Origin of the sequence: Nocardia crassostreae (genome assembly GCF_001613405.1) — a bacterium.
In the GTDB taxonomy this organism is placed as follows: domain Bacteria; phylum Actinomycetota; class Actinomycetes; order Mycobacteriales; family Mycobacteriaceae; genus Nocardia; species Nocardia crassostreae.
In genome coordinates this window covers 192,802-209,888 of sequence record NZ_BDCH01000017.1, presented here as the reverse complement: position 1 = coordinate 209,888, position 17,087 = coordinate 192,802, and the positions used below count along the sequence as shown (strand labels likewise).

General features: G+C 66.9%; 14 protein-coding genes, 1 tRNA gene and 1 pseudogene. 13 read left to right on the top strand and 3 right to left on the bottom strand.

From position 1 onward, the window contains the following. The first annotated feature begins 7 nt into the window (after window positions 1-7). The 12 genes from NC4_RS17475 to NC4_RS17425 all read left to right on the top strand — a co-directional run bounded on the left by NC4_RS17475 (window position 8) and on the right by NC4_RS17425 (window position 13,154). Window positions 8-958: a thioesterase family protein gene (locus tag NC4_RS17475; protein WP_067539250.1), complete on the top strand. Its 951-nt coding sequence runs from the start codon at window positions 8-10 to the stop codon at window positions 956-958. Continuing rightward, window positions 955-1,674: a 2-hydroxychromene-2-carboxylate isomerase gene (locus NC4_RS17470; RefSeq protein WP_067539247.1), complete on the top strand. Its 720-nt coding sequence runs from the start codon at window positions 955-957 to the stop codon at window positions 1,672-1,674. The genes NC4_RS17475 and NC4_RS17470 overlap by 4 nt, the downstream gene beginning before the upstream one ends. 10 nt (window positions 1,675-1,684) lie before the next feature. After that, a complete protein-coding gene (locus tag NC4_RS17465) occupies window positions 1,685-2,032 on the top strand; it encodes a hypothetical protein (protein ID WP_067539244.1) in 348 nt (115 codons plus the stop codon). After that, window positions 2,019-2,432, top strand: a complete 414-nt coding sequence (locus NC4_RS17460) for a hypothetical protein (protein ID WP_157554830.1) — start codon at window positions 2,019-2,021, stop codon at window positions 2,430-2,432. The genes NC4_RS17465 and NC4_RS17460 overlap by 14 nt, the downstream gene beginning before the upstream one ends. Further along, window positions 2,429-2,833 (top strand): hypothetical protein, encoded by a 405-nt coding sequence (locus NC4_RS17455; protein ID WP_067539238.1) that lies wholly within the window; start codon window positions 2,429-2,431, stop codon window positions 2,831-2,833. Before NC4_RS17460 ends, NC4_RS17455 begins: the two co-directional genes overlap by 4 nt. 14 nt (window positions 2,834-2,847) lie before the next feature. Then, complete coding sequence (locus tag NC4_RS42760; RefSeq protein ID WP_245721746.1) at window positions 2,848-3,717, top strand: phytoene desaturase family protein; 870 nt, start codon at window positions 2,848-2,850, stop codon at window positions 3,715-3,717. Between the two features lie 10 nt (window positions 3,718-3,727). Next, the gene (locus NC4_RS42755; RefSeq protein ID WP_245721745.1) at window positions 3,728-4,414 is read left to right on the top strand and encodes a phytoene desaturase family protein; all 687 of its coding nucleotides are present in this window, start codon (window positions 3,728-3,730) and stop codon (window positions 4,412-4,414) included. An 8-nt stretch (window positions 4,415-4,422) separates the two neighbouring features. Continuing rightward, window positions 4,423-5,601 (top strand): 2Fe-2S iron-sulfur cluster-binding protein, encoded by a 1,179-nt coding sequence (locus tag NC4_RS17445; protein ID WP_067539235.1) that lies wholly within the window; start codon window positions 4,423-4,425, stop codon window positions 5,599-5,601. A 22-nt stretch (window positions 5,602-5,623) separates the two neighbouring features. After that, complete coding sequence (locus NC4_RS17440) at window positions 5,624-6,613, top strand: ACP S-malonyltransferase (RefSeq protein WP_067539232.1); 990 nt, start codon at window positions 5,624-5,626, stop codon at window positions 6,611-6,613. 20 nt (window positions 6,614-6,633) lie between these two features. Further along, window positions 6,634-7,998: an FAD-dependent oxidoreductase gene (locus NC4_RS17435; protein ID WP_067539229.1), complete on the top strand. Its 1,365-nt coding sequence runs from the start codon at window positions 6,634-6,636 to the stop codon at window positions 7,996-7,998. Window positions 7,999-8,111: 113 nt separating this feature from the next. After that, window positions 8,112-11,612 (top strand): carboxylic acid reductase, encoded by a 3,501-nt coding sequence (gene car / locus NC4_RS17430; RefSeq protein ID WP_067539226.1) that lies wholly within the window; start codon window positions 8,112-8,114, stop codon window positions 11,610-11,612. Window positions 11,613-11,651: 39 nt separating this feature from the next. After that, window positions 11,652-13,154 carry a flavin-containing monooxygenase gene (locus NC4_RS17425; RefSeq protein WP_439957517.1) on the top strand — a complete coding sequence of 501 codons (1,503 nt, stop codon included), beginning with the start codon at window positions 11,652-11,654 and terminating at the stop codon, window positions 13,152-13,154. Between the two features lie 63 nt (window positions 13,155-13,217). Here the strand turns inward: NC4_RS17425 and NC4_RS17420 are convergent. Next, window positions 13,218-13,293 (bottom strand) — tRNA-Lys (locus NC4_RS17420). 345 nt (window positions 13,294-13,638) lie between these two features. Between NC4_RS17420 and NC4_RS17415 the strand changes: the two are divergent. Then, window positions 13,639-14,838 (top strand): annotated as a pseudogene (locus tag NC4_RS17415) (L,D-transpeptidase); the annotation flags it as partial. A 600-nt stretch (window positions 14,839-15,438) separates the two neighbouring features. Here the strand turns inward: NC4_RS17415 and NC4_RS17405 are convergent. Both NC4_RS17405 and NC4_RS17400 read right to left on the bottom strand, forming a co-directional pair. Then, complete coding sequence (locus tag NC4_RS17405) at window positions 15,439-16,086, bottom strand: cyclase family protein (protein WP_084529277.1); 648 nt, start codon at window positions 16,084-16,086, stop codon at window positions 15,439-15,441. A 57-nt stretch (window positions 16,087-16,143) separates the two neighbouring features. Further along, window positions 16,144-16,881: a DUF8020 domain-containing protein gene (locus NC4_RS17400; protein WP_067539215.1), complete on the bottom strand. Its 738-nt coding sequence runs from the start codon at window positions 16,879-16,881 to the stop codon at window positions 16,144-16,146. Window positions 16,882-17,087 lie beyond the last annotated feature (206 nt).

Sequence of the window (17,087 nt, the reverse complement as noted above, 5' to 3'; positions counted from 1 at the left end):
AGAATTCATGACCGGACTGATCGGCACCACCACCAGCTACGTCGGTGGTCCCCGTTTCAACGGCGCCAATATCGGCAAATACATCGGCTTCAAGAATTTCATGTTCCTCGTCGAGGATGCGCTGCTACATCACCTCCGCGACAAGGGATTCGGCCCGGAACACCTGTATGCCAACCATGGGGTCGGGCTCGAACTGGTCGAGATCTCGACCAGGCTGACGAACACCATGACCCTGGACGACCGGATCGAGGCCGTCGTCGAGGCCGTCGAGCCCCGGCGCGGACCCGGGATCACCGCGAAGATCCGATTGGACGCGATCAGGCCGACCGGGCGGGTGCAGGTGGCGGGCAGCAAGGTGCGCGCCGTACTGGTCACCGAACCGGACGGGACCGCAATCGAACCGGTGCCGGAGGACCTCGCGCGGATCGTCGTTCCCGAGGTGGCGTCGATCAACGACGACGCTCCCGAGACCATCCCCATGCCCGCGGACCCGGTGGCGACCCTGGCCCCGGAGAACGGTTTCCTGTGGGAGCTGAAGATCCCCTACTACTTCTGCCACTGGTACACCCGCATGCAGAGCAACGCCTACGTGCGGATCCTTGAGGAGGGCACCGACCGTTTCCTCGCCCACGTCGGCCTGGGCATCACCGACCTGCTGGCCGAACGGGATTGGATCCCGGTGGTGTCCCGGGCGCGGGTGCGGATGCACGCCGACGCGTTCATGGGGGAGACCCTCTACATCTCCTATGTCGTGCACGACATCGTGCGGGACATCGCCTACGACTCCACCCTGTCCTGCTGGGTCCGGCGCGGCGACCAACTGGTCAAGGTCGCGACCCTCGACATCCTGCACGGCTGGGCGCTCGCCCGCGGCCCGGAGAGGTTCCAGCAGATGGTTCCCCTCGACGACGAGGTGCAGCGGGCCCTGCTGAACGGCACGATCGGAGCACTCGCATGAGCCGCCGCCGCAATCCGAAGTTCTACTTCTCGTTCCAGAGTCCGTACAGCTGGATGGCCACCGAGGTGCTGCGCCGTCGTCGCCCCGAGGTCTTCGACATCGTGGACATGATTCCGGTGTTCCGGGTGGACGAGCCCGCCAAGGCGGCGCTCGACGACCGCGGGGTCGAGCCGCTCTATGTCGAGATGAGCAAGGCCAAGCACCTGTACATCGTGCAGGACACCAAACGCCTTGCGGCGCAGCTGGATCTGACCATGCGCTGGCCGATCGACCGCGATCCCTGGTGGGTGCTGCCGCATCACGCCTGGCTGGCCGCCCGCCGGACCGGCGATCAGCACCGCCTGTACTGGGCGCTGATCGAGGCGCGCTGGGGTCAGGGGGCCGATATCTGCGATCCGGACACGCTGCGCCGGATCGCCACCGACGCGGGCCTGGACGGTGCGGCGCTCGTGGCCGCGCCGGAGGATCCGCAGTTGCGCGCCGAGGGGATCGATGCCATGGAGGCCGCCTATTTCGACGATGTGTTCGGGATGCCGTACTTCAAGATCGGGCCGCATCGGTTCTGGGGCCTGGACCGAGTGCCGGACTTCCTGGAGGCCCTGGACGCCTGGCAGGAAAAGGAGCGCGACCGGACCGACCCGCTGGCCGGGGTGCCGGACGGGGGGCGCGCCGCCGTCGGCGGCTACGACACCGACAGCGCCGGTGGCTGTGGCTGAGCGAGGAATCATGACCGAAACAGCGAACGCCATCACCTTCGTCGAAACCGGGACCGAGGACCTGACCGTTTCCCAGCGTGAGATCGCCTGGTGGTCCCGGGTCGCCGAAACCTCCGATCTCGAACTGGCGGTGGTCTTCACCAATCGAGCCCTGACCCAGCTCTCCGCGCCCGAGGTGCGGCAGCGCTACCACGACATCCTGGACAAGCACCCGGGCGCGTTCCGGGTGGTGGTGCGCAGCGAAGCCGACACGGTGGAGGCGGCGAACTGGATCGGCGAGGACGGTATCGCCACCATGAGCGTCGACGACCTGGCCGCCGAGCTGCTCGACGGGGGGTCCCGGAGTGTCTGGCACTGACCTCCAGGAGCGGACCTCGGTGCTCATCGTCTCCGAATACCCTCCGTACCAGACGAATTTGTTCTCCCTGGTGGTGGAGACCGTCTCCGCCATGCTGTGCCGGGGTGCCTCGGTGACGCTGTGGATGTGTGGTTTGGCCACCGTCACCTGCAATGAGGGCGCGGGCACCGAGACCTCGGCGCTGCTGTGCCTGGACAAGAGCCGCCCCCCGACGATGAAGGGCATCCTCGCGGCGATGCGCGCGGAATTCGGCGCCGAGCTCACCATTGTCGGCTGCGCCGAATGCAGTGGGGAATGCGGATATTCGGTGGATCGGGAGCTCTTCCGCACCGGCTACCTGTCGCACTACGCCCGCTATCTCGACGCCGCGGACAAGGTCTATTTCGTGGGGCGGGTATGAAGAAACGTCAACTCGTCATCGTGACCCGCATGGACCGGGGGCTGCTCGACCACGCAGGTAAGGGTCTGTTCGACGCGCTGGTGATGCACCAGCGCATGGGGCCGGTCACCGTGCTGTTCCGGCGACTCGCACTCCAGCAGATCGTATTGGACCAGGGCGGATACCAGGCGGCCGATTCGGTGCTGCCGCGGTACACGAACCCGGCGACCGTCCTCGCGGACAGCCATCGGCTGGGCGTCGGCTACGTCACCGACTGTTCGCTGGCCGAACTGATCGACGCGCTGCCCGACGACGACCGCCGAAGCGGCCGCGCCGATTTCCTGCGCGGCTGCGTCGACGAGCTCGACGACGCGTCGGCGGCGGAACTGGTCCGCACGACCGATCTCGTCTACTACCAGTAGGAAAGAAGGGTGGCGTGACCGATTACGACGCCATTGTCATCGGCGCCGGAAACGCGGGGCTGACCGCCGCGGCGACCTTGCAGCGCAATGGATTACGAACGCTGCTGCTCGAACGGCACAATGTGCCAGGCGCCGCCGGAACCTCCTTCCGGCGCGGTCGATTCGAGTTCGAGGTGGCGCTGCACCAGCTGTCCGGAGTCGCGGCCGAGGGGCAGCACCGGTCGGTGGCGCTGCACCAGCTGTCCGGAGTCGCGGCCGAGGGGCAGCACCGGTCGGTGGCGCTGCGCGAGCTGTTCCGCCGGGTCGGGGCTCTCGATCGGCTGGAACTGGTGCAACAGTCCGACCTGTGCCGCGTCGTGGTGCCCGGCGTGTACGACGTGCGGCTGCCCCCGGACTGGCAGGGCGCCACGGAGGCCCTCGAGGCGGCGTTCCCTGGGAACCGCGAACGGATCGAGCGCTTCTTCGCCCTGGTCAAGGGGGTGGCCATGTGGAACATGGTCGCCAGCCGCGGTCTGCTGGCGCTGGACAAGCTCGGCCCCACCCTGTTCGAGAACGCGCTGCGCCCGCTCCGGGACGTGCTGGACGACCATTTCCAGGACGAGGGCATCAAATCGGTGCTCGGCTCCTACTGGGTGTACCTCGGGATGCCGCCGTCGCGGCTGCCGTTCCAGGAGATGGCGATGATGCTGTACGGCTACCTGGAGCTCAAGCCGTGGCATGTGCGCGGCGGTTCGCAGGCCATGTCGTCGGCGGTGCTCGAGTCGTTCCGCGCCGCCGGAGGCGAGGTGCGGTTCAACACCCGAGTGGATCGGATACGCACCGAACGCGGTGTCGTGCGCGGCGTCGTGCTGGCGGACGGCACCGAAGTGACCGCACCGAAGTGACCGCACCGAAGTGACCGCACCGCAGGTGGTTTCGAACGCCTCGGCTCCCATCACCTACCGCATGCTCGCCCCCGGAGACGTTCCCGTGTCGGTGCGCGCCGACCTCGGCCTGCGCCGCGTGGGCGTGTCGGCGGTGGTGATTCATCTGGGTCTGGCCGCGACTCCGGCCGAACTCGGAATCACCAGCGGCACAACCCTGGTCAATGCCGGATCCGACGACGACTACCTCTTCGAGGGCACCCGGTCGCTGAGTCCAGCCCGCAGTGTGTGCGTGTCGTGCTTCGACGTCGATCCGATCGGATTCGCCCCGGCGGGGGCGAGCCATCTCGCCATCGTCACCCTGCAATACGGCGCCGCCTGGGAACGGCTCGCACCCCGCGACTACGCGGCGGCCAAGTACGCCTACGCCGACAGCATGCTGCGCCTGGCCGAACAGGCGACACCCGGAATCCGCGACGTCATCGAGGAAGCCGAGGTCGCCAGCCCGCTGACGGTCATGCGGTACCTGGGCACCCCGGGCGGCGCGATCTACGGCTACGAAAAGGACACCACCGACATCTGGCAGCTGCGCGGCCTGGACCGCGAGAGCCAGGTCCCCGGACTGCATCTCGCTGGCGCCTGGTCCGGCAACGGCGGATTCCAATACACCCTCGAAGCCGGTGAGCGGGTCGCTCTGAAGCTGCTCAGCGCACTGTAGGAGAAACGATGACAACAGGAACTTCGGAGACGACGGCGGATTCGGACATCATCACCTTGTTCGACGGCCACGCCGAGATCCGTGCCGACCTCGCCGACCGCGAGATCGACGACCGCGACTACGAGTCGGAGACCGCCGCCGCGATCCAGCGCCACAGCCCGACCTCGATCGATGTGGTCGTCGACCGCGTGGTCGAGGAGACCCCGCGATGCCGGACCCTGCGAGTGCGCCGCCGCGACGGCGGGGAGCTGCCCTACTTCATGGCCGGGCAGTACATCGGCGTGGATGTCGCCGGAACGACCCGGCCGTACGCCATCTCGTCCAGCCCGGTGGCTTTGGATGGTTACGACATCACGGTGGCGGCGGTGGCGGGCGGCCGGGTCAGCGGGCATCTGCTCGAAATCGCCGGTGCAGGTGACCAATTGGCCATCACCGGGCCGATGGGCAGCTTCTTCCACAACCCCCTGTTCCACGGTGAGGACGTCGTATTCCTGGCCGGTGGTTCCGGAGTGACCCCGGCGATGAGCATGATCCGTGAGATCGTCGATCGCGGCCTGGATCGCCGGTTCCATCTGATCTACGGAGCCCGGACGGCCGAGGACATCCTGTTCCGGGCGGAATTGGATGCGATCACCGCCGCGCACCCCGGCATCCGGGTCGACTACGTCCTCAGCGAACCGGACGCGGGCTGGTCCGGCCGCACCGGATTCCTCGACGGTGCGACCATCGAATCGGTAGTCGGGGCGCTGCGCGCACGGATGTGCTACGTCTGCGGGCCGACCGCGTTCCAGGACTTCGCCATCGGTCAGTTGCGGGCGCTCGGACAGCCTGCCCGCCGGATCCGGACGGAGGCCAATGGCGCGCCGCCGCATCCGGAACGGGACCCCAACTGGCCCGCCTACGCGGATCCCGACGCGCCGGTGCTGCTGACCGTCGCCGGTCGAACCTTCGAAACCCGGTGCGGGCGAGCGCTGTTGGACGCACTGGAGGACGAAGGGATTCGAACCCCGACCGGCTGCCGCTCGGGCGAATGCGGACTGTGCCGGGTCCGGGTCGTCGACGGCGACGTGATCGGAGCCGCCCAGACGAAACTGCGCATGTCGGATCGAGCCACGAACCACGTGCACGCATGCGTGTCATATCCGTTGTCCGACACCGAGATCGAGGCGTGGTCCGGTGTCCGCTGACCGACGAGCGGAAGGATCCGCGATGAATTCCACACTGTGCTTGATGTTTCCGGGGCAGGGCGCCTACACCGAGGAGGTGTTCACCGAGCTCGCGACGCTGCGGCCGGAAGTGGCGGCGGTGTTCCACGAGATCGACCGGGCGCTGATCGAAATCGGTTCCGCACCGGTCTCATCCACCTTTCTGTCCGGCCGTCCCCCGAGCCTCGCGCACCTCGTCCGGGAGGACGCCGACACCTTGCAGGTGGCGCTGTACGGGATCTCGGTCGCCGTGCACCGCATCCTCTGGAACGAGGGCCTGCGCCCCAAGTTGCTGATCGGGCACAGCATGGGCGAGATCGCGGCCCTGGTGGCGGCCGGGGCCTTCGATGTCGCCCAGGGCGCTCAGGTGGTCGCCGCCCGCTCCGAAGCGCTCAAACCCGATCTCGGGGTGGGCGGAATGCTGGCCCTGCGGGCCGACGTCCCTCGAATCGAATCGCTCGCCGAATCGGTGCCCGGCACGGAATGGGCGGTCGCGGTGGAGAACGGTCCCGACCAGACCATTGTGTCCGGGACCGAACAGGCCCTGGCCGCCCTCGCGAAAATCGCCGCGGCCGAGGAGATCCTGTGCACCAGGCTGCAATCGCCGTACCCGTTTCACAGCCCCGTGCTGCGCGATGCGGCAGACCGATTCCGGGACCGGCTGGCCGATATTCCGAGCCTGGCGCAGCAGCCGATGCGCAGCACTGTCTACTCGCCGATCCTCGAACGCGAATACACCGACGCCGACGATCTGCTGGACATCCTGCCCACCCATTTCACGCGGCGGGTGCGGTTCCACAGCGCGCTACTGCGGGCAGAGGCCGATGGCGTCCGCGACTTTGTCGAGTCGGGCGCGAAGAACGCCTTGTGCGCGCTGGTCCGCAAACACCTCGACGGCGTCACCGCACTGCCGGTCGTGGTCAAGGGCAAGCCGGTGCGCGGCACGCTGGCCGCCGTGACCGAATTGGTGGCGGCGCTACCGGGCGCCGCCTGACTATCGACGAGGAGAATGTCGTGCGAATTGTATTGGCGGGAGCCGGAATCGCCGGTTTGAGCAGTGCTTTGCTGCTGGCGCGCTCAGGATTCCAGGTCGATCTGATAGAGCGGGACGACGGGCCTCCGGAGACGTTCGAGGGAGTGGATTCCTGGGCGCGGCCGGGTGCGCCGCAGAACCGGCATCCGCATGTCTTTTTCGGGCTGTTCCGCAGTCTGCTGCAGAAGTGGCTTCCCGATGTCTACGAGGAACTGCTCGAGATCGGTGCCGGGGATATCAATGTGGAGCGTCCGGAGATACATCGCGGCGCGGCGGGTGATTCGGATCTGTGCATGATCGCGGCCCGTCGGATCGCGGTCGAATGGGTCCTGCATCGTGCCATCGGCAAAGAACCGAATATCTCGCTGCGCTCGGGGGCGACAGTCCGGGAGGTGATTGTCGAGGATCGCGCCGTCGTCGGCGTCGTCGTCGACGGCGAGTTACTGCCGACGTCGATCCTCGTCGATGCCTGCGGTCGCGGCTCCCGGCTGGCCAGGACATTCACCGAGGTGCGTGACGAAACATCATGCGATGTCATCTATCACAGTCGTTTCTATCGACTCGCGCCCGGTGTAGAGCAGCCGACACTGCACGAAGGTTCGGTATCGAAGGTCGGCGGTCACGGATTCGGTGGCTCGCTCTTCTGCCATGAGAACGGATTCTTCAGCATCACGCTCGGCAGGCTGCCCGAGGACGAAGCCTTGAAGCCGCTGCGGGAGAACGACGGATTCGAGAAGGCCATCGCGATCATTCCGCGGCTCGAGGAGTGGCTTCGCAACCGTCTGCCCGAGCCGCATTCACGCGTCACTCCGATCGCGGGTCTGCGAAACACGATTCGTGATCTCGGGCCGGATGCTCCCTCCGGATATTTCCCCATCGGTGACGCGCTGTGCACGACCGATCCCAGCTTCGGCCGTGGCAGCCCGATAGCCCTGGCACAGGCCGTGGAGTTGGCGGTGGAATTGTCCGGGGCCATGGTGAGCCTGCGCGAGCAGTCGATCCGGGCCACCGGTGGGGCCCTCGATATCGTTCGGCCCTGGTTCGACGACGCGGTTCGGATGGATGCCCGGCGCACGGCGTATTGGCGGGCGATCAGGACGAATTCGGTCACGAGCCCACCCGCCCTCGACGTCAACTCCATCAGTGCGCTGGCCTTGCTCGAGGCCGGGAAAGCCGATCCCGAACTGTGGCGTATCGCGCAACGCAGCCTCAATATGTTCGACGGGCCGACCGCGGTCAATACCGCGGAAGTCGCGGTGCGGCTGAGAGATCTGGCGGGCAGCGGTTGGCGTCCGACCGGCCAGGGGCCGAGTTATCAGGAGATGGTCGCCGCATTGAGCGCGTGATCGTATCCGGGTATCCCCGATATGAAAAAGCCAGTGCAGTAAATCAATTGGCGGTGCGGTCGAATCGCGCCGCCGACTTATAGAAGGTCCCATGTGGCCGAGGAAGGTCGGGGATGGAGCCCGAGGCGGAAGTACTGGCGACATTGCGGCGCCGAGTGGGAGAACTGGTCGAGCGTGACGCGCAGGTGCGTCCCGCGCTACCGGATCCGGTGATCACTGCGGAACTGTGGCGCGCGGAAGGGCCGTTGGCGCCGACGGTGGCGCGGGTGATGGAAGGCTATGCGGATCGACCGGCGTTGGGGGAGCGCGCGGTCGAGTTCGTCCCGGACGAGAACGGGCGTCGGCGAGCGCGATTGCTACCGCGGTTCGACACCATCACCTATGGGGAGCTCTGGCAGCGGGCCGGTGCGGTGGCGGCCGCGTGGCACGGCGCCGCCGAACGCGGTGCGCGCGCCGGGGATTTCGTCGCCGTCTTGGGTTTCACGGGCATCGACTACACGGTCGTGGATCTGGCATGCATGCGCGTGGGCTCGGTGCCGGTGCCGTTGCAGGCCGGGGCGTCGACGGCGCAGCTGGCGCCCATCGTCGGGGAGACCGAACCGACGGTGCTCGCCACCGACCTCGAACAGCTCGGGGTGGCCGTCGAGCTGGCGTCGGCGAGCGATTCGGTGCGTTCGCTGCTGATCTTCGATCTGTACGCCGAGGACGATGAGCATTGCGCCGCAGTGGAATCGGCCCGCCGACGGCTCGCAGGCACCCCGATCGTGGTCGAGACCTTGGTAGAGCTGCTCGCGCGTGGGCGAGATCTGCCGGGCGCGCCGCTGCACGCCGCCACGGACCCGGACGAGCTGGCGTTGCTGATCTACACCTCCGGCAGCACCGGAACGCCCAACGGCGCCATATACCCGCAGCGGCTGCTCACGCACGCGTGGCGCGCCAGTGCCGAGGCCCCATTGCCGAGCATCGCACTCGGTTATCTGCCCATGAGCCACACCATGGGCCGCCAATCGTTGCTGATGTGCCTGGCTCGGGGCGGCACCGTGTACTTCACGGCCCGCAGTGACATGTCGACCCTGCTCGATGACTTCGCGCTGGTTCGCCCGACGCTGCTGGGGTTCGTGCCGCGCGTGTGCGACATGGTCTTTCAGGTTTTCCAGAGCGAGATGGTCCGGCGCGTCGGGATGGGCGAGGATCCTGCCATCGTCGAGCGGGAGGTGAAAACGGAACTGCGCGAGCAGCTCCTGGGGGGCCGCTTCCTGATCGCCGTGATCAGCAGTGCGCTGTTGTCGGCCGAGATGCGCGAGTTCATGGCGTCGGTGCTCGATATCGCGTTGATCGATGCGTTCGGCGCCACCGAAACCGGTGGCGTGCTGAGGAACAACAAGGTGGAGCGGTCGGTGATCCTCGACTACAAACTGGTCGACGTCCCCGAGCTGGGCTACTTCTCCACCGATCGGCCCTATCCCCGCGGTGAGTTGCTGATCAAGTCGCGCACTGTGATTCCGGGCTATTACAAGCGACCCGAGCTGAGCTCGGAGATCTTCGATGCCGAGGGCTTCTACCGCACCGGTGACGTCATGGCCCGGACCGGGCCCGACGAGTTGGTGTACGTGGATCGCCGCAACAATGTGCTCAAGCTGTCGCAGGGCGAGTTCGTGGCGGTGTCGAAGCTGGAGGCCGTCTACACCGGCAGCCCGCTGGTGCGGCAGATCTACGTGTACGGCTCCAGTGAGCGCGCCTACCTGCTGGCGGTCATCGTGCCGACCGCCGAAGCTCTCGCCGCACACGCCGATGCGACGCGACTGAAGGCCGCGATCGGCGAGTCGCTGCGACGGGTCGCCAAGGACGCCGAGCTGAACTCCTACGAGATTCCGCGCGACTTCGTGCTGGAGACCCGGCCGTTCACAGTCGACGACGGATTGCTGTCCGGCTTGTCGAAGCTGTTGCGCCCCAAGCTGAAAGAGCGGTACGGCGAGCGTTTGGAGGCGCTGTACCGGGAGCGGGAGAGCGCGCGGTCCCGGGAGCTGGAGACGCTGCGTCGGCAGGCCGGGACGCTGCCGGTGCTGGAGACGGTGAGCCGGGCGGCGCGGGCGCTGCTGGGGTTTTCCGAATCCGAGCTGCGGCCCGATGCCCATTTCACCGATCTGGGTGGAGATTCGCTGTCGGCCCTGTCGTTTTCGACACTGCTGCACGCGCTGTTGGGTGTGGAAGTGCCGGTCGGAGTCATTGTCAGCCCGGCCAATGATCTGCGGCGTCTGGCGAATTACATAGCGGCGGAACGCAGTGCGGGCGGGACTCGGCCCACCGTCGCCGCGGTGCACGGCACGGGCGCGCAGATCCGGGCCGCGGATCTCGCGCTGGGCACGTTCATCGATGCGCCGACGCTGGCGGCCGCGCCCACGCTGCCGAGGACCGGCGCGCCGCGCACGGTGCTGTTGACCGGCGCCAACGGTTATCTGGGCCGGTTCCTGTGCCTGGAATGGCTGGAGCGACTGCATGATTCGGGCGGCACCCTGGTCTGTGTCGTCCGCGGCGCCGACGCGGCCGCGGCCCACCGGCGCCTGGACGAGGTGTTCGACAGCGGCGATCCCGAACTGCCGGACCGCTACCGCGCACTCGCCGAGGGCACCCTGGAGGTGCTGGCGGGCGATATCGGTGAGCCGAATCTTGGCCTGAGCGAGCAGGATTGGGTGCGGATGGCCGACAGCGTCGACCTGATCGTGCATGCCGCGGCGCTGGTCAATCACGTGCTGCCCTACGGACAGCTGTTCGGGCCCAATGTGGTCGGTACCGCCGAGATCATCCGGCTGGCGCTGACGACGCGCGTCAAGACGATCACTTATCTGTCGACGGTGGCGGTGGCCGCGCAGGCGGCGCCGGAACAGTTCGGCGAGGATGGCGATATTCGCGAGATCAGCGCGGTCCGATCGCTGGACGGCGGGTATGCCGACGGGTACGGCAACAGCAAATGGGCCGGTGAGGTACTGCTGCGCGAAGCCCACGATCTGTGCGGGCTGCCGGTGGCGGTGTTCCGCTCGGATATGATCCTGGCGCACAGCCGTTTCGCCGGTCAGCTGAACGTTCCGGACATGTTCACCCGCCTGCTGCTGAGTGTGCTGGCCACGGGTCTGGCGCCGAACTCCTTCTACGAGACCGATGGCGCGGGCAATCGGCAGCGCGCGCATTACGACGGCCTGCCAGCGGACTTCACCGCGCAGGCGATCACGGTGCTCGGTAGCCAGGTCACCGAAGGCTTCGAAACCTTCAATGTGCTCAATCCCCACGACGACGGTCGCTCGCTGGACGAGTTCGTGGATTGGCTGATCGCGGCCGGGCACGCGATCGAGCGGATCGACGACTACGCCGAATGGCTGTCCCGGTTCGAGACCGCGCTGCGCGGCCTGCCGGAGCGGCAGCAGCGGCATTCGGTGCTGCCGCTGCTGCATGCCTACCGGCGACCGGCCGCACCGATCCCCGGTACGCCCCTGCCCGCCAAGAAGTTCCAATCGGCCGTGCAGGTCGCGCAGTTGGGCCCGGGTCACGATATCCCGCACCTGACACCGGAATTGATCGAGAAGTACGCCAGCGACCTGACATCGCGAGCCCTCCTGTAGCTCACGGATATCCGACCTGAAACGAATGTGATGTTCAACGTGGAAACGAAATCTCTGACACACCAGCCCTCCATCGTCATCATCGGAGCCGGGTTCGGCGGGCTCGGCATGGCGCTGGAGCTACAGCGCGCCGGGATCGACAACTTCACCATTCTCGAGAAGGCGAGTGATCTCGGCGGCGTCTGGCGCGAGAACACCTACCCCGGCGCCGGGTGCGATGTGCCTTCGCTGCTGTACTCGTGGTCGTCCGATCCGAAATCCGATTGGCCGCGGCGGTATTCGCATCAGCGCGACATTCACGAATACATGCGCACCGTCGCCGAGCGGCACGGCCTCCCGGCGAAGATCCGCTTCGGCTCCGAAGTAACCGACGCGGAATTCGATGAGCGGCAGGGTACTTGGCAGATCCGCACGGCCGACGGCAGCACCGTCACCGCCGACGTCCTCATCCCAGCGGTGGGCCAGCTGTCCCGCCCCGCAATGCCGGACATCGCGGGCCTGGACACCTTCGCCGGACCGTCCTTCCATTCGGCGCGCTGGGATCACAGCGTCGACCTGCGCGGCAAACGAGTGGCCTGCATCGGCACGGGAGCCAGTGCGGTCCAATATATTCCAGCGATCCAGCCGCAGGTCGAGCACCTGACCCTGTTCCAGCGTTCGGCCGGTTGGGTGCTCCCGAAATTCGACGCCCGCTACACCATCGCGCATCACACCCTGTTCAAGTACGTGCCGCCCATCCGCTGGGCCGAGCGTTTCGCCTTCTGGGCCTTCTTCGAGGTACTGGCCTTGGGAATGAACGATGTTCCGGCGCTCATGCGTCCGGTGGTGGCCCTGGCGAACTTCCATCGTGCCAAGCAGGTGCCGGACGCCGAACTGCGTGCCAAGCTGACCCCCGACTACGCCCCCGGCGGCAAACGCGCCCTCTTCTCCAACGACTACTTCCCCGCCCTAGCCCAGCCGAACGCAACCGTGGAAACCACCCCCATCGACGCCGTCACACCAACCGGCATCCGCACCGCCGACGGCGTCCACCACGACGTAGACGTCATCATCTACGGCACGGGCTTCAAGGCCGCCGAGTTCCTGGCCCCCATGAACATCTACGGCCTGCGCGGCCGCAAACTCGCCGACGAATGGTCCCCCCAGGGCGCCCGCGCCCACCTGGGCATCTCGATCCCCGCCTTCCCAAACCTGTTCCTCATGTACGGCCCGAACACCAACGTCGCCCCCGGTTCGGTCCTCTACATGCTGGAATCCCAAGCCCGCTACATCCGCCAGGCCATCCAGTACCTGACCACCCGCCCCGGCCATTTCCTATCCCCCCGCCCCACCACCGAGCAGTCCTGGGACGACTGGCTGCAAAACCGCCTGAAGGACACCCCCTGGAACCTCTGCTCCAGCTGGTACCGCCACACCTCCGGCCGCATCACCAACAACTGGCCCGCCCCCACAGCCCTGTTCCGTTGGAAGACCAGGCGTTTCGAACCCTCCGACTACGACGAGGATGTGCGGAAGGTCACCGGTCGTGATCGGCTCGGATAGCGTGGTCGACGACCCGCAACGAATGAAGCCCCCGACCGGAATACTTGGTCGAGGGCTTCATTGTGGTGCGCCATCAGGGACTCGAACCCCGAACCCGCTGATTAAGAGTCAGCTGCTCTGCCAATTGAGCTAATGGCGCGTGCGACCTGCGGATTGGCCTTGGCCCGGGGGCTTGGCCGCTCTGCGGTGCGGAAAGAACATTAACAGGCTGGGGTGGGGAATGTGAAATCGCCAGGTTGGAGGGGGTTTTTGAGTGGTGGGGGGAAGTTGGTGATGGGTGTTAACGGAGTGGGGGGCGGAACGGATGTAGGGGGCGAGCCCTGTGGGGGCGAGCGCAATGTCGTTGGTCGGGGCTGGGTTGCCTGGCAGAATGGCACGGGCGTGGTCTCGACCGATCCCCGCGGGCGTGGTGGGTCGAGCAGGCGTGGTCGGGGTCGAAGTCCCGGGGCCGACTGCGCACCGAGAGACGTGAAGTGGGGTTGCTATGAGCGCTGGTCAGGGCCGCGACCGTTCGAGGCGACGGCATACTAATCGGGGACCTTCCAGGAAGTGGCTGGTCGTTACGGCTGTGGCGTCGGTTTTGGCGTTGGCATTGGTGGGGTGTTCCTCGGGTTCGGGGGATTCCTCCACGGTCGCAATCGATTCCAATCCGATCAGCGAGCTCATGAAGCCGAAGCTGGTCTCGCCGGTCAAGGATGGCGAGAAGGGCGTATCGCCCGGTGATCCGCTGGAGTTGAAGGTCGAGGACGGCAAGATCACCAATGTGGCGCTCACCAATCCGGAGGGCCGGGCGGTGGCGGGTGAGCTCGCCGCGGACGGCCGATCCTGGAAGTTGGCCGAGGCGTTGGGTTTCGGGCGCACCTACAAGCTGGCGGTGGAGGCCATCGGGCTCGGCGGCGCGACCAGCACCAGCATGAGCTTCACCACAATCTCGCCGAACAATCAGACCCACCCGTACCTGCTCCCGGGTGAGAACGAGGTCGTCGGCATCGGCCAGCCCATCGCCATCCAGTTCGACGAGAACATCCCGGACCGCAAGGCCACCCAGGATGCGATCAAGGTCACCACCACACCGGCCGTGACCGGCGCCTTCTACTGGGTGAACAATCGCGAACTGCGTTGGCGGCCGGAGCATTTCTGGGCCCCGGGCACCAAGGTCGATGTGGCCGTGAACGTTTACGGCAAGGACCTGGGCAACGGCCTGGTGGGTGACAGCAATATCACATCCACCTTCACCGTCGGCGACGCCGTGGTCTTCACCGCCGACGACAACACCCACATGGTGACGGTGGAGAAGAACGGCCAGGTGATCAAGGCCATGCCGACCTCGATGGGCAAGTCCAGCACCCCCACCGACAATGGCATCTACATCGTGGCCGACCGGCACGAGAAGATCATCATGGACTCCTCCACCTACGGTGTGGCGGTGAACTCACCGGACGGCTACAAGACCCCGGTTGACTATGCGACGCGAATCTCGTACTCCGGCATCTTCTTCCACTCCGCACCGTGGTCGCTGGGCGCGCAGGGTTCGTACAACACCAGCCACGGCTGCCTGAACCTGAGCCCGTCGGACGCGCGCTGGGTGTTCGAGAACGCCAAGCGCGGCGACATCACCATCATCAAGAACACGGTCGGCGGCACGCTGTCCGGCGTGGACGGTCTGGGCGACTGGAACATCCCCGGGGGGGGGGGGGGGGGAGTGGAAGGCCGGGAACGCGGACGACAACCGATAGGACCAGCCGAACCTGAATCGGGGCGCCAGCAGTGCTGGCGCCCCGATCTGTTGCTCGAGCTGTCCGACTACTTCGTCCCGACGCCCATCGGCCCGCAGCCCATGCTCGAATCGCCCAGGATGGCGATGGCGCTGCCGAAGACCGCGCACAGCGGCCCGTCGCCGAAGAGGATCTTGTCCAGGTTGGGCAGCCCGAACGATCCGGTCCCGGTGGATCCGGTGGTCATGAGCCCGCCCTTGGACCCGGTCTGCGCCGACTCGGAGGCCGATCCGGTGACCGAGGACTCCAGCGGATCGTCGGACACCGTGGTGGCGGGCTCGGTCAGCACGATATCGGCGGAGGCGGCGGGGGCCGCGCCGAGAATGGCGGCCGTCGCTAGGAATGTGGTTACGGCACAACGGTTCACGTGAGGTCTCTCTGGTCGAGCTCTGTCTTGGGGGCCCCGACTCCCCCCGGTGTCGTCCTGAGTCTACGAAGATCGGGTGCGCTGCGGCGCAAAATCCGAAACGATGATGATCCAGTCCCGCCCCGGCGCGGCAATCCGCACGTCAGGCGTGGATTCGCGCAATGGCGCGCACCGGCGCCCCATCCGCCCCGGCGAGCCGGATGGGCAGCAGCGACACCTCGATCCGATGCCCGAGCTTCTGCGCCGCCAGCACCTGATCCAGATTGGTGAGATTCTCCGCGATCACCGCATGCGCCCCGCACAGAATCCGATGCACCGGAATATCCAGCGCCGGTGTCGGATCCACGCTCAGGGCGTCGATCCCGACCGTCCGCACCCCCGCGTCCACCAGATAGGCGGCCGCCTCCGGGGTCGGCGCGGGATGCCCCTGATAGTCGTAGCGCCCCCAATACGCCGACCAGCCGGTGGCAATGAGCACCACCTGCCCGGCCGCGACCCGCCCCTCGAAGAACTCGACTCCGATCGCGCTGCGCGGTGCCAACCCCCGCGCATCCACCACCACCGCGGGTCCGAGGAACCGATCCAGCGGCAGCTCGTCCAGCGTCGGCAGCGAGTCGTCGATATGCACGGGCGCGTCCACATGCGTTCCCGTCTGCGATCCCATGCTCAGATGCAGCACATTGACCCCGTCCGCGGTGACCGTCAGCGCCGGGGCGATGGTCACCTCCGGATCGCCCGGATACACGGGCATGCCCGTTACCAAGGGAACCGACAGGTCGATGATGCGCACGATGTCAGCCTCGCGAACCCGGGCACCCGCCGCAAGTGGTGCGCGATCGGGTTTCGGTTACGGCTGCTTGGTGGTGAAGGCCGCCACCACCGCCCCCACGGCCGCACCCGCCAGCGCCCCCGCCACGGCGGTGGTCGCGCCGATGATCGCGCCCGCCAGCACGCATCCGGAAATCGTTCCGCTCAGCGCCCCGCTCTCGACGCCCATGGTCTCCACAGTCGTTGTCAGCACCGGATCTATCGCCGGAACATCGTGCAGCAGCACGGGGGAGAGCAGCGCCGCCGTGATACCCCCGGCAATGAATCCGAGCACCCCGCCCGCGATCGCACCCGGCCCGGCGGCCAGGAAACATCCGGTTGCGGCGCCGGGAATTCCGCCCGCGATCGCCCCGATGGCCCCGCCGTCGGCGACCGTCTTGGCCACCCGGGCGCGCTCGGCCTGCTCGGTCCCCGGCTGGGTGGCCGAGGGCGCCTCGAACGCCGCCTGGGTGGCATCCGCATTGGGCGTCAGCACCACCGTATTGCCCTGCACATCGGCCTCGATGGAAAATCGCAGGTCGTCGATTTTGTAGAACCCCGCCAGAATTCGCACGATCTTGCCCGCCGCATCCCGGACGACCACATTGCCGTCCTGTAGCTCCACGTTGCCGTGTGCGATGACCACCTTGCCGGTGCGCCCGGCCAGGCTGGCGGTGACGGTGACCTCCTCGGGTTCCGCGATGGCGGGAACGGCGACGACACCGAGGGCGGAACACACGACAGCTGCGAGCAGAGCGGCCTTCCCGAACTTCATCATGGAATTCCCCTTCGGCCGAAGCTAGCGACGGGATTCACGTTCAGGAGCTATCTGCTGACGTTAGCTCGCACGTCGCTGCCCGAACGGCCCGGTATCCGAACCGTGCCTGATCCGTGTTGGATTTGTGGGGGACACCCCCACACCCCCACAGGGGCTAGCCCCCGCACCCCCACAAGGGGCTCCGCCCCTTGACCCCGATCGGGTGG

Coding starts and splice junctions, on each gene's coding strand:
- NC4_RS17440 (WP_067539232.1), top strand. CDS start 5,624: ATGAATTCCACACTGTGCTTGATGTTTCCGGGGCAGGGCGCCTACACC.
- NC4_RS17475 (WP_067539250.1), top strand. CDS start 8: ATGACCGGACTGATCGGCACCACCACCAGCTACGTCGGTGGTCCCCGT.
- NC4_RS17455 (WP_067539238.1), top strand. CDS start 2,429: ATGAAGAAACGTCAACTCGTCATCGTGACCCGCATGGACCGGGGGCTG.
- NC4_RS17470 (WP_067539247.1), top strand. CDS start 955: ATGAGCCGCCGCCGCAATCCGAAGTTCTACTTCTCGTTCCAGAGTCCG.
- car (WP_067539226.1), top strand. CDS start 8,112: ATGGAGCCCGAGGCGGAAGTACTGGCGACATTGCGGCGCCGAGTGGGA.
- NC4_RS17445 (WP_067539235.1), top strand. CDS start 4,423: ATGACAACAGGAACTTCGGAGACGACGGCGGATTCGGACATCATCACC.
- NC4_RS17465 (WP_067539244.1), top strand. CDS start 1,685: ATGACCGAAACAGCGAACGCCATCACCTTCGTCGAAACCGGGACCGAG.
- NC4_RS17400 (WP_067539215.1), bottom strand. CDS start 16,881: ATGATGAAGTTCGGGAAGGCCGCTCTGCTCGCAGCTGTCGTGTGTTCC.